This is a genomic window from Streptoalloteichus tenebrarius (assembly GCF_024171885.1).
In the GTDB taxonomy this organism is placed as follows: Bacteria; Actinomycetota; Actinomycetes; order Mycobacteriales; family Pseudonocardiaceae; genus Streptoalloteichus; species Streptoalloteichus tenebrarius.
Window position 1 is genome coordinate 93,790 of record NZ_JAMTCP010000011.1, and the last position, 14,552, is coordinate 108,341.

The following is a 14,552-nucleotide window of genomic DNA, read 5'->3' on the forward strand; positions in this document are numbered from 1 at the left end:
CCTCCTGGTCGGCGCGGTCCCGCCGGAGGGTAGACCTTTCCGTTGACGTCAAGGTCAAGCCCGTGCTCCGTCGACGCCGGGATCACGGCCGTGGGTCGAGCACCGTGAGCACCATCACCGGGATGCGGCGGGAGGTCCGGGCCTGGAAGGTGGCGAACCGCGGGTCGGCGGCCACCTGGCGTGCCCAGAGCCGGTCCCGCTCCGCGCCCGTGGCCTCGGTGGCGCGCACCCGGTGGACCCGGGTGGAGATCTCGACCACGGCCTCGGGGTGGGCGAGGAGGTTGTGGTACCAGGCCGGCGGGGTCGGAGAGCCGCCGTTGGACGCGAACACGACCAGTCGGTCCGGGCCGTCGGCCAGGTAGACGGCCGGGGTCGTGCGGGCCAGGCCGGTCCTGGCTCCGGTCGTGGTCAGCAGGAGCAGCGGCTGCCCGGCGAACGGCCCGCCCACGACGCCCCCGTTGGCCCGGAACTCCTCGATCACCCTCTGGTTGGTCTCGTTCACGCCGCCACCTCGCTCACGGTCCGGCCCTCGGGCGCGGTGCTCTCCTGGTCGGAACCTGCCGGGTCGGTCCGCCGTCGGCGTTCGCCCCGGTGCTCGGCCACGGCGATCACCAGGGCGACCGCCGCGACGAGCCCGCCGACGACCGGCAACCAGCGCAGGGGAAGGCCACCGGCGAGGACCTGTCCGCCCAGCCAGCCGCCCACGGCGACACCGAGGTTGAAGGCGGAACTCTGCATCGTCAGCGCCAGGGTCCTGGCCCGCGCCGAGGCCACGTCGAGCATGCGGGTGTTCACCGCGGGGATCACCGCGTAGTAGGCGGCGCCGAAGAGGAAGAGGAACCCGACGGCCACCGGCGGGACGGGAACGGCCGCGCCCAACAGCGGCAGGGTGACGGTCAAGGCGAGAACCCCGAGGCAGACCGCGCGCGTCACCGAGCGGTCGGCCAGCCTGCCGCCGACGACGTTGCCGACCGTGCCGCCGATCCCGAACAGCAGCAGGAGGAGGGTGACGGTGGACGGATCGAAGCCGACCGCGTCCCTGAGCAGCGGCGTGACATAGGTGTAGGCGGTGAAGGTGGCCGCCGCGCTCAGGATGGTCACCGCGACGACGGTCTGGACGCGGCGTTGGCCGAGCACCCGGAGTTCCGCCAGACGCCCGGACCCGCCGTCGGCGGCCGGGGTGTCGTGCGGCCCGCGCACCAGGGCGAGCATCGGCCCTGCCGCGACGAGCGCGAGCAGGCCCACGGCCGCGAACGTCGCCCGCCAGGACAGCCACTGGCCGAGCGCGGCGCCCAGCGGAAGGCCGATGATCATGGAGAGGCTCAGCCCCAGCGACACCATGCCCACCGCCGTGCCCCGTCGCGCCGGCGGCACGATGTCGGCGACCAGGCCCAGGAACAACGGCAGCAGCGCCGCGTGCGGCAGCGCCGAGAGGACGCGGCCGAACGCGATGACCGCGAAGGAGGACGTCAGCGCCGACAGGGCGTTGCCCAGCGCGAACGTCATCAGGAGGACGGCGATCAACCGTCGCCGGCGCACCCGGGCGGTGGTCATGGCCAGCACCGGCCCGCCCACGACGATGGTGATCGCGGAGATGCTGACCAGGAGGCCGGCGGTGGACAGGCTCACGCCGGCGTCCTCCGCGATCTCCGGCAGCAGTCCGGCGATCATGATCTCGCCGGTGCCGAGCAGGAACGCGCACAGCGTCAGCACCGTCAGCGCCCAGGTGTGGCCTCGCGTGGGCGGAGCCGTGGTGGGAGGGGAGACGTCCATGGCGTCATCGTCGACCTTCACGCCGGCGTCAAGGTCAAGCCGGCGTCGCGCTCCCGGTGGTGGCGAGGTGTGTCGTCAATGGACAGTCGCGTGAGGGCTCGTGTTCGCACGTCGTGGTGCGCCGCAATCCGGAGATCGCGAACCTGTCCGAGCGCTCACGGCGCGCGACCGGAGGCGCACCACGGCCTCCCCGCCGTCCACGGGGACCACCACGTCGTCCCCCGGTCACCCGGACCCCGGCGGTTCCCCCGGCCTGGCCGCCGCACCCGGTTCCACGCCGTAGGAGTTGACGTTCTGCCCGAGCAGCGTCACCTCCATGGGTGTTCGGTCCGATGAGCCACGCGTCCAGCCCTGGAGAGCCGGCCGACATCGCCCCGAGGCCACTCCGGTCGCCGCGGCCGAGGACTACCGGAAGTGGCTGGTCTCCCACAACGGTCTCTCCCGACTCCGGGACAAGATCGAGCGCAACCCCGAGGTGGGAGGCTCGTCGGCGCTGATCTGTCCTTTTAGGACAGATCGTGTTTTCTTCCCCGGTTCTGTTGGGAAAGGGGCGCGGGTCGCGACCTGTCGGCCGCGACCCGCGCTCCCGTCCCACTTCGGTTGTCGACGTCCTGCTCCGTCGAGGGCAGCCTGTCGGTTGACGCGTCAGCGCAGCAGGCCGTACAAATCCTTGATCTTCTGGTTGTCGGCCACCAGCGGCAGCGTGTCGAAGGACAGCTCCCACTGCGTGGTGCGACCACGGGCGTGCCCGATGCGCTCGATGATGCCGAAGCTCACGTCGCGGCCCTGGGCCCGCACCGTGCCGTACCACTCCACGAGCGTGGAGTCGTTCTGGCGGACCACCTGACCCAGCTCCAGACGGACGTCCTTGGCCGTCTCGAAGAACCGGTTCAGGTAGGCGCGCTTGGCCTGCGTCGTTCGCACGCCCCGGTCGCCCAACCCCGGGGCGGACAGCGGCGCGCCACCCGTCGGGCCGACCAGCGCGTCGACGTCGCCCCGGTTCCACGCGCGACCGCGAGCCATGATCTCGTCCAGGGTGGGCGCCTTGCTCGCGGCCGGGGTCGGGCCGGAGTCCGAGATGCCGTCGAACACCTTCGGCAGGCTCGGGTCGAGCGGGGCGAACCACCGCGACCGGTCGTAGTACCGCCTGCCCTGCACGACCTTGCCGCCGTCGGTGAGCACCACCCGGTAGATCGCGGGGTAGGTGATCGCGTGGCCCTTGACGGTCACCGTGTTGGTGGCACCGAACATGACCACCGGGCCGTCGACGGAGACCCGCTCGCCGGTGAACTGGAAGTCGGGCAGGAGCTTCAGCGTCGCGCTGATCGACGCCTTGATGTCGTCCACGCCCCGCACCATCTTCCCCGGCTCCGCGGGCTCCCAGAGCGTGGCGTCCTGGGCGAAGATGTCCCCGTAGACGTCCACCCGCTTCTGCGGGTCCGGCAGGGTCTTCATGCTGCCGAACTCCACCTGCCGGGTGATGAAGGCGCAGGCGTTGGGCGAGACCCAGCCCTCGACCTTCGCGACCTTGGCGACCGCGGGGCAGGTGCTGGCGGCGCTCGGCGCGGCCTCGGCGACGGCGGGACCGCCCACCGCGCCCAGCGACAGCGTGGCGGCCAGACCCAGGAATGCGAGCTGCTTCCTCACGGCGACGTCCTTTCCGGCTTGTCCGTTCCGTTTCGGTGTTGCCATGAGACTTTCAGCCGGTTCGACCGCCGACAATTACCCGGGAGGTAATGAGTCTTCCGCGCGAACCGCGGCGCGGAGGCCTCTGTCGCGGTGCCGCGCCCCGCGACCGGGCACGTCATGACGGAGAAATGCCTGGTCAGGCGGGGTGTCGAGCTGTCCCTGCCCTCCTCCTGCCTGGCTTCCTGCCTCGCCTGGAAGTTCATCGCGTCGCATTTCGCCCAGCGACCACCGTTCGATGCGTTGGGTGACGACGTGGACACGAGACGCGAACCCCTTGGTGTTCTCCTGCCGTCGTTGGTCTTGTTTTCCCTTTGTCGGACCGGGATCGGTTCGAGGTGGCCGGGTGGGGGCTGCGCTGGCGGTTCGCTCGGGGTCGGGGCGGCCGGTGCGCCGAGGCGGAGTTGTCCACAGTCACCCGAATTCCTCCACAGGGCAGGAGCTTCCTCCGCCGGGCGGTGGGCGGAGCCGATAGGCTGGAGCGGGGCTCGCCCCCCCAGGGCGGGTGGGGGCTGTCTACTGGGGGAGTGACTGCGGGCCCGGGTTCTGGTGAGTGTTTTCTGGGTCCTGTCAACCCTTTCGCCGTGTTGGGGGACAGGGTTGTCCACAGGCGTCGGAGTTGTCCACAGGAGACTGGCGCGGCCCTGTGCCCGGGGTGGTGCGGCGGTAGGCTGGAGCAGGGCTCGCCCCCCCAGGGCGGGTGGGGGCTGTCCTTGGAGAGGTGTGGGGCGCGGGCAGGGCGGGCCTCGTCGTGAGGTGGGCGCGGTGCCCCTGAGGTGCCCTGAAGTTCGCCTTGGTATTTCGTCCCGGTGCTGGGGCAGCTCGTTGATGTAGGTGGGCACCAGCGGCGCCGCGTCGACCGTAGATCTCTGGGGAAGTCGTGGATCATCGCGGCAGCCTCCCCTGACACTCTTCACTGCGTTGCTGTGTCGCGGAGGCCGCCGTGGCGCATCAGCTAGAGGTCTACTACGAGTTCGAGCACGACGACGAGCCTGTGGTCGTCTCGACCCCGGAGCAGGCCGGTGAGGTGTTGGAGCGGATGCGCGCGGCGTATGCGGATCGGTGGCCGGTCATGGCGCAGGTCGTCGTCGCCGGGTCGACCGGGTTCGAGTACATGCACGTCGGGGTGCACGGTGATGTGGGTGTCGTGTCATATTCCGGCCCGTTGGGCGGGTTCCACAGTCTTGGCGAGCCCGTGTCCGGCGAGGTGACGTACTACTACTGCGGCCACAACCGGGAGCTTCCCGCCAACGCCCAGGTTCGGCTGGCCTTGGTCAGGCAGGCGCTGATCGAGTTCCTGACGAACGGGGGTGGGCGGCCGAGCTGCCTGGGGTGGCAGCCGATGGCGATGTCCTGGGCGCGCCCACAAGTGGTCTCCTGATCGGGTACGGCCACCGGCCCTGGCGGGCGTTGGTGTGTCTGCTCGTCGTGCTCGGACTGGCTGTGGTGCTGACGTTCTCCGCGGGGCAGCACGGCCTCACCACCCGGCCGGCCGGCGCCGGAGGTGGTCCGTGCTCCGTGGTCGAGCAGATCAGACTGGCGGCCGACATCGCCGTTCCGCTGGTGGGCACTGGCGGCCGGCAACGCTGCGAGATCACCACGGCCAGCGCGCCGGGGCAGTGGCACCTGGCCGTCGCCCATCTACTCCAGGTTCTCGGCTGGGCATTCGCGACCCTGTTCGTCGCCGGGTACACCGGCATCGTCCGCAAGGCCTGACTTCGGCTCCCTTCCGTCACATCCGGTGGTCGCGGTCGGCGCACGGGAACAGGTCGGCCCGCCGCGCGCGGACCTGGCCGAGGTGGCGCGGAAGGCAGACCGGCCCCGCGGCGGTGTCGCCGAACCCCTCGACCGTGCGCGGGGCAGGCGGTTCACCGCCCGCTCCGTGAGCCGTCGCGCGGGAGATCCGGACAGGTGCCGGAGCCGGCGCGAATGGGGCGTGCGGAGTCTCGTCGGCGCGCGGGGATGATCCCTCGAAAGGGTGATTTTTTGTCCGGCGACTTGATTGTCGTAACCGCGTCCATTCGTGCCCTGTCGAGAGCTCTCGCGGTGATCCGCCCACCGAATTCCGGTGGCTGGGCGTGCAACGTTGACGGCGAAAGGGGCAGAGGTGGTTGACGTGTTCGGCCGACGTCGTGCGCGACGCCTACGGTGACCGCTGTGGTGGCGCCCCTGACGACAGGACACGGCCGGTGGAGCGGGAGGGGCGCGCGCGGGGCGGTTGACAGAATTGCTGGTGTCCCGCCGGGGAAATCGCTAGCGTCGGGAGGTGTTTCGCCGCCCCGGTCGTCCGGCCCGGGAGCAGGTGTTCCCCGTCGGCGCCCGTCACCGTCGACGACGGGGATCGGCCGAACCGACGCGTCGGGCGGTTCCCTGAACGGCCCGAGGGGAGTGGTGCCCTGGGCCGGGTGAGGCGATCACGTCAAAGGGAAGTCGATAAAGTACTCGTCGCACAGTGAATGACGGTCCTCCTCTCCACGCGCCGTCGCGCCGGCAGGTCCCCGACACGTTTCCGCGATGGCGCGGATTCTGGTCGCCGGACCTCGTGGTCCCACGTCCGTTTCGTCCATTTCCGGCGGACGTGACGGGGAGGGGAAACCGGAACCGGGAGGGGTTGCCTGTGACGTCGTCGGTCGACCTGCGCTTCAACGTCCTCGGTCCGCTCGTGGTCTCGTCCCCCAGGGGGACCCTGCGGTTGGGGCCGGCCCGGCAGCGCGCCGTCCTGTCCGCCCTGCTGCTGTCCCCGGGGCGGGTGGTGACCGCCGAACAGCTCACCGAGGCCGTCTGGCCGGGCGGTTCGCCCTCCGGCGGGGTGGCCAGCCTCCACAGCTACCTCTCGAACCTGCGCCGGCACCTGGAGCCGCACCGGCCGCCGAGGGAACGCAACCGGGTGCTCCGTCGGGAGCCGCTGGGTTACGTGCTGGCGGTGGAGCCCGAGCAGGTGGACGTCTGCCGCTTCGAGGCGTTGTTACGGGAGGGGCGGAGCCTCCTCCTCGACGGTCGGCACGCCGAGGCCAGCCGCGTGTTGGAGCGGTGCCTGGCGCTCTGGAGGGGCAGTCCCTACGCCGAGGTCGGCGACTACGAGCCCGCGGGGCGGGAGGCCACGCGCCTGGAGGAGTTGCGCCTGGTGGCGTGGGAGAGCCGCTGCGAGGCGGAACTCGCGTGGGGGCGCGACCCGGCGACCGTGGCCGCGGAACTGGAGGCGCTCAGCGCCCGGTGCCCCACGAGGGAGCGCCTGAACGCGCTCCTGATGCGCGCGCTGCGCCACGCGGGCCGCCCCGCGGACGCGCTGAAGGTGTACGACCGCACCCGCAGGGCGCTGGCCAGGGAGCTGGGCGTGGATCCCGGCCCCGAACTGCGCGGGCTCTTCGACGCGATCCTCCGCAACGAACCAGTGCCACCGCCGGCGTCGACGTCGGAGGTCGTGGCTGGGACGGGTTCGCGACCGCGAGCGCGGGACCACCTCCGGCGCGAGGGGCGCGAGGGACGCGAGGAGGACGTCAGGAGCGCCGCGCCGGTCCGCTCCCGCCTGCTGGAACGGGGAGACGAACTCGCGATCCTGGAAGGACACGCGCGCGCGGCGCGGGAGGGGAGAGGTCGCCTGGTCGTGGTCAGGGGCGCGGCGGGTGTCGGGAAGACCAGGCTGCTCCAGGAGTGGGAGCGCGCCCTCGCCGACGCCGGCGTCGACGTCGAGGTGGTCTGGGGGTCGTGCCGCCGGGCCGACGGCGAACGGCGTCGTCCCGTGTGGATGGAGATCCTGCGCCACCTCTGTCGGACGCGCGCCCCCGCCGTCCAGGAGTTCCGCGACCGGGTGCGCCCCGAACTCGCCGCGCTGTCCGCCGAGCTGTGGGCCGAACCACCGGTGCCGCCGGCGCACGGCCACGCGCACGACGGGGCCGAGGGCGGCTCCGTCCCCCGGCACGAGGTGGTGTGCCAACTGATCCAGTTCCTCGCGCGGCGGCGACCACTCGTGATCATCCTGGAGGACGGCCGCGCCGCCGACCGGCCCACCAGGGACCTGCTGGACCGCCTCGCGCCCGTGCTGTCGACGACGCCCCTGCTGGTGGTGGTGACCGAACGGTCCCCGGCAGGGCCGCGCGCCGACGTCGCGCCGTCGGTCCGGGCGCCGCTGCCGTCGGGGACCGCGGCCGAGGTGATCCACCTGCGCCCGATCACCACGGCCGCGTTGCGCGAGTTCGCGGCGGGCGTGGTCGGCGACGAGCTGGCCGAGCCGATCGGGTCCGCGCTGGGGGTGCTCACCGGAGGGCACCCCGCCGACGTCGGGCAGCTCGTGGAGTTCCTGGAGACGGTCAGGGAGCCGCCGCCGGCCGCCGGCATCCCCGGCGGCGGGGTCCCCGGCGGGGTCAGGGAGATCCTCCGCTGGTGGACGGGACGCCTGGGCCCCCGCACCAGGGACCTCCTGCTGGCCTGCGCCGTGGTGGGCGACGACGTCGACGCGGCCGTGATCAGGGAGGTCGGCGGGCTCGGCGAGGACACCCTGCACCACCTCGACCTCGCGGTGGCCTCCGGCCTGCTCGTCGAGGACCACCACGAGCGGTGCCGCTACCGCTTCGCCCACCCCAGGATTCGGCAGGTCCTCTACGGCGACCTCAACCGCGTCGACAGGGCCCGCCTGCACGCCAGGCTCGGGTCCTTCCTCGCCGCCCACGAGGTGGGCGTCGGCGCGGACGTCGAGCGGGTGGCCCACCACCTGTGGGAGGCGCGGGCCGTCGTGGACGTCGAGGAAGCCCTGGCCCAGACCTCCCGCGCCGCGCGCCACTGCGCCCAGCGGCTGGACTACGAGCGGGCCGAGACCTGGACGCGTCGCTCGCTGGAGCTGGCCCGTCAGCTCCCGCCCGACGACGACGCCCATGCCCGGCAGGTCGACCTGCTCGACCAGCTCGGCCACATCGCGATCACCGGGCGCGGGCTGTCCTCCGCCGAGGCGGAGAGCGCCTTCGCCGCGGCGCTGGAGATCTGCGAGAAGCACCGCCGCGCCGTGCCCGCCACCGTCCTCATGGGACTGTGCACGCTCTACTTCACCTCGGGGCGGCTGGCCAGCGCGGCCGGCATGGCCCAGATGCTGCTGGACCAGGGGTGCGCGACCGGGGACACCGTGGCCCTGGTGGGCGCCGCCTACGCCAAGGGCGTCGTCGCCTACCTGCGCGGCGAGGCCGACGTCGCGGTCAACGAGCTGAGCTGGGCGACGGGCCTGGTGGACCGGCTGCACGCCAGCAGCAGCGGCCCTCGCCTCATGAAGGTCTTCCACTGGTCCGACCCCCGGGTGAGCTGCCGGTCCTTCGAGGCCCTCGCCCGGTGGCTGCTCGACGACAGGGAGGCCATGGCCAGGGTCCGGCCCATCACGATGGCCGAGTCCGCGCCGCACACACCCGTCGACCGGATGGCGGCCACCTACGTCGACGCGGTGCTGGCCGCCTTCGCCGGTGAGGCGGACCAGGCCCTGCTGGCCGGCGCGGAGGGTCTGCGCCACGCGTCGGAGCACCGCTCGTCCTTCTGGCAGGCCATGATCCGGGGTCCCTACGGCTGGGCGGTGGCCAGGGCCGGCGACGTCACCAGGGGGCTGGCCCACCTCCGCTCGTCGGTCGAGGAACTCCGGTGGCACAAGGCGTTCCTGTACCTCCCGTTGCACCTGCTGTACCTCGCCGACGTGCAGGACCGCGCCGGCGACCGGCGCGGGTCGCGGGACAGCGTGCGCCGGGCGCTGGCGGAGATCCACCACCACGGGCTCCACGTCTACCTCCACCCCCGGTTCCCGTTCCGGGAGCTGCGCGAGCGGGCACAGCACGTCGACCTCGCCGCGCACCTCCCCGAGAACGACACGACCGGCACGGCCTACACGACCGGCACGACCGACAGGACCGGCACGGCCGGCACGGCCCGCACCGCCGACGCGCATGCCACGACAGACATGGTCACGACAGACACTTTCACGACGGACACTTTCACGACGGACATGACAGCCACGGCCGGGACGGACCCGGCCTCTCAGTTGATGCGCCGGTCCTGGTTGACCCAGTAGGGCTCCCGCAGTCGGTACTTCTGCACCTTGCCGTTGCTGGTCCTGGGCAGCGTCGCCCGGAAGTCCACCGAGGTGGGCGCCTTGTAGCCGGCCAGCCGCCGCTTGCAGTGGGCGATGAGGTCCGCCTCGGACACCCGCGCCCCCTCGGCGGTGACGACCACGGCCTTGACGGTCTCGCCCCACCGGTCGTCCGGCACGCCGATGACCGCCGCCTCGGCCACCGCGGGGTGGCCGAGGAGGCAGTCCTCCACCTCGACCGAGGACACGCTCTCGCCCCCGGTGACGATGACGTCCTTCATCCGGTCGAACAGGACGAGGTGGCCCTCGTCGTCCAGGGAGCCCACGTCGCCGGTGTGGAACCAGCCGGAGGACAGGGCCTTCGCGCTGGCCTCCTCGTCCCGCCAGTAGCGGTCGAGCATCATGTTCGACCGCGCCAGGACCTCGCCGCGCGAGGACACCCGCAGCCGCACGCCCAGCGCCGGCCCTCCCGCCCTGGTCAGCCCGCCGACCGTGTCGGGGGCCGGCACGGCGGGGCCTTCCGGCAGGCGCCGGTTGAACGTCAGCAGGGTGGTCTCGGTGAGGCCGTAGACCTGGTGGAACTCCCAGCCCAACTCGTTCTCGACGCGGGCGACGAGGTCGTCCCGGACCGGAGCCCCGGCGCACACCACGCGCACCCGCCCCGAGCCGGGGATCGGCCCCTCCCACCGCCGCGCCGCCGCGAGCACCGCGTCCCACACGGCGGGCGCCCCGAACGCGAGCGTCACCCCGTGCTCGGCGACCCGGCGCAGGATCTCGGTGCCGTCGATCCGGCGCAGCATGACCTGCTTGGCGCCCAACCCGGCCAGCAGGAACGGCACGCCCCAGCCGTTGCAGTGGAACGCGGGCAGGGTGTGCAGGTAGACGTCGCCCTCCCAGATCCGCCCGTGCACGCCGAAGGTCATGGCGTTGAGCCAGATGTTGCGGTGGGTCAACGCGACGCCCTTGGGGCGGGCGGAGGTCCCCGAGGTGTAGTTGAGGGTCGCGGTCGCGTTCTCGTCGGGGCATGACCACGGCCGGGGCTCGGTGTCGAACCGCATGACCTCGGTGTCGGTCTGCTCGCCGAGGACGAACCGCTTCGGCCCGCCGGCCGCGCCGAGCGCGGCGGCCGGGGTCTCCAGCTCGGGGTCGACCAGCACGACCGAGGCGTCGCAGTGGTCGATGATGTAGGAGATCTCCTCGGGGCGGAGCCGGAAGTTCACCGGGACGCAGACGCGTCCGCTGGCGGGCACGGCGTAGAGCAGCTCCAGGAGCCGGGCCGAGTTGTGGCTGACCACGGCGACGCGTTCGCCCACGCCGACGCCCAGCGCGTCCAGGCCGGCCTGCCAGGCCCGCACCCGCCGCAGCAACTGGCCGTAGGTGGTGGTGGGGACCGGCGTCGCCGGCTGGAGCGGCTCGTCGACGACGGCCGTGCGGTCGGCGGCGACCGCCTCGGCCCGGTCGAGGAAGTCGGCCACGGTGAGCGGAACCAGCATGCTTCGACCTCCGACAGGGGTACCGGGAGAGGGGAGGGCTGGCCGGTCTGGTGGCGTCACGGACACCTCCGGTCCGCCGTCGTCCACCGCCGTCCTGGCCGCACGGCCTCGATGTCGCGCCGGTGCCGCCCGTCCCACAGTGGCACGGCGGGACCCGCTCGGAGAAGTCCCGATCAGCCGGCGCCAAGTCGCGTCCAAGAAACCGCCAAGAGCGCCGGGTGACGATGGCGGCCGAAGCGAGGACCACGCCCACCGAGGGCGCGACGTCGAGGTCGGCGCGGGTCAGTGTGGGTCAGCGCGGGCAGCACGGGTCGGAGGGGCGATGCGAGACGAGGACCTGGTGACGGCGAGCACCTGGGCCGCCAACGGGTGGGTCGACGGCGACGGGATCGACGGGGCCACCCTGCGCAGGCTGGTCAGGGCCTGGCCCCGGCGCGCGGCGGTGACCACCAAGGCCGAGGTCGTGGAGCAGGCGAACGACTACGACCCGCTCCTCCCGGACTACCCGATGGAGATCGTCCCGTTCGCCGAGCACCCGCGCTTCCTGGCGGCCAGCCCCGAGCAGCGGCAGAAGGTCCTGACCGGGATGTGGATCGGCTACAACGAGCGCGTGATCGCCACGGAGCAGCTCATCGCCGAGCCGGCGTTCGAGCTGATCATGCACGGCGTGTTCCCCGGCAGCGACAGCCCGCTGGTCAGGCAGGGCATTCAACAGTCTATTGTGGACGAAAGCTTCCACACCTACATGCACATGCTGGCCATCTCCCGGACCCGAGAGCTGCGCGGGGTGCGGGAGCGACCGGCCCAGCCCGAGCTGGTCACCTACCGCCGGCTGCGCCAGGTGCTGGCGACGATGCCCGAGCGGTGGGAGCGGGACGTCGCCGTGCTGGTGTGGGGCGCGGTCGCGGAGACCTGCATCAACGCCCTGCTGGCCCTGATGGCCAGGGACCGCACGATCCAGCCCATGCACTCCCTGATCACCACCCTGCACCTGCGGGACGAGACGGCGCACGGCTCGATCGTGATCGAGGTCGTCCGCGAGCTGTACGCGCGGATGAACGCCGAGCAGCGGCGGACCCTGGTCCGCTGCCTGCCCCTGGCCCTGGACGCCTTCGCCGAGCAGGACCTCACCGCGTTGCGCCTGGAACTGGTCACCGCGGGGGTCAGGGGAGCCGACGAGATCGTGGGCGACCTGCGCGCGATGAGCGCGGGCAACCGCCTCGTCCGCGACTTCTCCGGCGCGCAGCGCATGGTCGAGCAGCTCGGCATCGCCGAGGCGGTCGACTTCGACTTCCCGGAGCGACCCGAGTGGTCGCCGGGCGTGGGGCTCGCCCAGTGAGCCCGGAGGCGGAGCGCGGCGACCGGTGGGTGCGCCGCTTCCATTCCGCTGACAGGGATGCCGCTGCCGGGCACGCTGACGCGCGCGAGGCGGAGGACGCGGTGCGGCTGGTGTGCCTGCCGCACGCGGGCGGGTCGGCCAGTTCCTTCTTCGCCCTCTCCCAGGCCATGCCGCCCGCCGTGGACGTGTTCGCCGTGCAGTACCCCGGACGGCAGGAACGGCGGCACGAGCGGCGCATCGAGGACGTCGGCGAGTTCGCCGACGAGATCGCCGCGGTGCTGGGGGACTGGTCGGACCGCCCCCTGGCGCTGTTCGGCCACAGCATGGGCGCGGTGATCGCCTTCGAGGTCGCCCGCAAGCTGGAGGAGGCCGGGGGCCGGCCGCCGGTCCTGCTGGTCGCCTCCGGGCGACGCGCCCCGTCCCGGACCAGGCCGGAGAACGTGCACAGGGGCGGCGACGAGGACATCCTCGCGGAACTGCGCCGGCTCGGCGGGACGCACTCCCGGCTGCTCGACGACGACGAGATCGTGCGCATGGTGCTCCCGGTGATCCGCAGCGACTACACGGCGGTGGAGCGGTACCGCTGCGCGCCGGGGCGGATGGTGGGCTGCCCGATCCTCACCCTGGTCGGGGACGCCGACCCCGTCGTCTCCCTCGACGAGGCCAGGGCGTGGTCCGAGCACACCACCGGCGACTTCGCGCTCCACACCTTCCGGGGAGGGCACTTCTTCCTGGAGTCCGCCGTCAGGGAGGTCGCCACCCTGGTCGCCCGGCGCCTCGCCGTCGCGCTCGAACACCGGCCGTAGAGCCCTAGAGCGATCCGAGACCGACCTGGCGGGGCGGCCCGACGTCGGCCTCGCGTCAGCGTGTCGCCCCGGCGGGACCCCGTCGCGCGAACACCGCGCGGCGCCCGACGTCGGACCCGGGAGGACCGGGAGGACCGGGAGGACCGGGAGGACCGGGAGGACCCGGGAGCGCGCGCACCCAGAACGGCCGACCCGCTGGAGAAAGGTGACCCGATGATCGTCGCCAGGATGCGGTCCACTGTGGAGCTGGCCGAGCAGCACCGGCTGGCCGCCCACTGGGACGGCCAGGGACACCGCTCGTTCCGCTGCCGGGTCGGCCGGTGGACGCTCGTCACGTTCCCCGACGTCGTCGCCGGGTCCCCGGCCGGTCAGGAGTTCGTCGAGGCGTTGCGCGCCGTCCCGGGGATCGAGTCCGTGGTCGACAGCACCGAGTCGCCGCCGCTGGCGAGCCTGCTGGCCACCGGTGAGCCGAGCGTCGTCCCGGTGGCGGGCGACCGGAGTGTGGGCGGCGGCGGGTTCACCGTCATCGCCGGTCCGTGCGCGGTGGAGGACGAGACCCAGTTGATGACCCTGGCGCGGGAGGTGCGGGATCACGGCGCCGACCTGCTCCGGGGCGGGGCCTTCAAACCCCGCACCTCGCCCTACGCCTTCCAGGGCCTGGGTGGGGAGGGACTGCGGATGCTGCGGGAGGCGTCCGAGGCCACCGGGCTCCCGGTCGTCACCGAGGTCCTCGACGTGGCGGGGGTGGAGGCCGTGGCCGAGGTGGCGCACGTGCTCCAGATCGGCGCGCGGAACGGCCAGAACTTCGCGCTGCTCCGCGAGGTGGCGCTCACCGGCCTGCCCGTCCTGCTCAAGCGGGGGTTCGGGTGCACCGTCGAGGAGTGGCTGCACAGCGCCGAATACCTGCTGATGGCGGGCAACGGCCACGTCGTGCTCTGCGAGCGCGGCATCCGCACCTTCGAGAACGCGACCCGGTTCACGTTGGACATCAGCGCGGTGCCCCTGGTGAAGCGGATCAGTCACCTCCCGGTGGTCGTCGACCCCAGCCACGCCTGCGGGCGCAGCGACCTGGTGGAGCCGTTGGCCGCCGTCGCGGCGGCAGCCGGGGCGGACGGCGTGATGGTCGACGTGCACCACGACGCCGACGCGGCGCGGTGCGACGGGAAGCAGGCGATCACTCCGGAGGAGTTCGGCGCGCTGGTGCACCGGACCGGCCGCGTCCTGCGCGGCCTCGACCGTCCGGCCCCGGAGGCGGGGCGCGCGCTGGCCGCGACGTAACCCCGGTGTCCACAGTGGACTAAGCGCGAGCGCCGCGCCCGGTTCGCGACGCCGGCCCGAGATCTCGGTGCGGGACCCGCGTGCGGCACGTCGTTGCCGGGAGCACCGCCCGTCCGGAGGCC

Annotated in this window: 10 protein-coding genes; 6 read left to right on the forward strand and 4 right to left on the reverse strand. The window is 72.7% G+C overall.

Features of this window, described 5'->3' with window-relative positions; translation table 11 throughout:
* Positions 1-82: 82 nt before the first annotated feature.
* The 3 genes from LX15_RS12800 to LX15_RS12810 all read right to left on the reverse strand — a co-directional run bounded on the left by LX15_RS12800 (position 83) and on the right by LX15_RS12810 (position 3,420).
* Positions 83-502, reverse strand: a complete 420-nt coding sequence (locus LX15_RS12800; protein ID WP_253669772.1) for a nitroreductase family deazaflavin-dependent oxidoreductase — start codon at positions 500-502, stop codon at positions 83-85.
* Positions 499-1,773: an MFS transporter gene (locus LX15_RS12805; protein ID WP_253669773.1), complete on the reverse strand. Its 1,275-nt coding sequence runs from the start codon at positions 1,771-1,773 to the stop codon at positions 499-501. The genes LX15_RS12800 and LX15_RS12805 overlap by 4 nt, the downstream gene beginning before the upstream one ends.
* Positions 1,774-2,418: 645 nt before the next feature.
* On the reverse strand, positions 2,419-3,420 hold the full coding sequence (locus LX15_RS12810; protein ID WP_253669774.1) for a nuclear transport factor 2 family protein: 1,002 nt from the start codon (positions 3,418-3,420) through the stop codon (positions 2,419-2,421).
* A 982-nt stretch (positions 3,421-4,402) separates the two neighbouring features.
* On the opposite strand from LX15_RS12810, the gene LX15_RS12815 reads away from it, so the two are divergent.
* From LX15_RS12815 to LX15_RS12825, 3 genes are all read left to right on the forward strand, one after another.
* Positions 4,403-4,840 carry an Imm1 family immunity protein gene (locus LX15_RS12815; protein ID WP_253669775.1) on the forward strand — a complete coding sequence of 146 codons (438 nt, stop codon included), beginning with the start codon at positions 4,403-4,405 and terminating at the stop codon, positions 4,838-4,840.
* A 47-nt stretch (positions 4,841-4,887) separates the two neighbouring features.
* Entirely contained in the window at positions 4,888-5,175 is a 288-nt protein-coding gene (locus LX15_RS12820) for a hypothetical protein (protein ID WP_253669776.1), read from the forward strand.
* 901 nt (positions 5,176-6,076) lie between these two features.
* Positions 6,077-9,496 carry an ATP-binding protein gene (locus tag LX15_RS12825; RefSeq protein WP_253669777.1) on the forward strand — a complete coding sequence of 1,140 codons (3,420 nt, stop codon included), beginning with the start codon at positions 6,077-6,079 and terminating at the stop codon, positions 9,494-9,496.
* Here LX15_RS12825 and LX15_RS12830 read toward each other — a convergent pair.
* Positions 9,463-11,007, reverse strand: coding sequence for an AMP-binding protein (locus LX15_RS12830; RefSeq protein ID WP_253669778.1), 1,545 nt, complete (start codon positions 11,005-11,007; stop codon positions 9,463-9,465). The genes LX15_RS12825 and LX15_RS12830 overlap by 34 nt on opposite strands.
* A 322-nt stretch (positions 11,008-11,329) precedes the next feature.
* On the opposite strand from LX15_RS12830, the gene LX15_RS12835 reads away from it, so the two are divergent.
* The 3 genes from LX15_RS12835 (at position 11,330) to aroF (ending at position 14,430) form a co-directional block, all read left to right on the forward strand.
* Positions 11,330-12,346, forward strand: coding sequence for a 4-aminobenzoate N-oxygenase (locus tag LX15_RS12835; protein ID WP_253669779.1), 1,017 nt, complete (start codon positions 11,330-11,332; stop codon positions 12,344-12,346).
* Positions 12,343-13,152: a thioesterase II family protein gene (locus LX15_RS12840; protein WP_253669780.1), complete on the forward strand. Its 810-nt coding sequence runs from the start codon at positions 12,343-12,345 to the stop codon at positions 13,150-13,152. Before LX15_RS12835 ends, LX15_RS12840 begins: the two co-directional genes overlap by 4 nt.
* Positions 13,153-13,365: 213 nt before the next feature.
* Entirely contained in the window at positions 13,366-14,430 is a 1,065-nt protein-coding gene (aroF, locus tag LX15_RS12845) for a 3-deoxy-7-phosphoheptulonate synthase (RefSeq protein WP_253669781.1), read from the forward strand.
* The last annotated feature ends 122 nt before the right edge of the window (positions 14,431-14,552 follow it).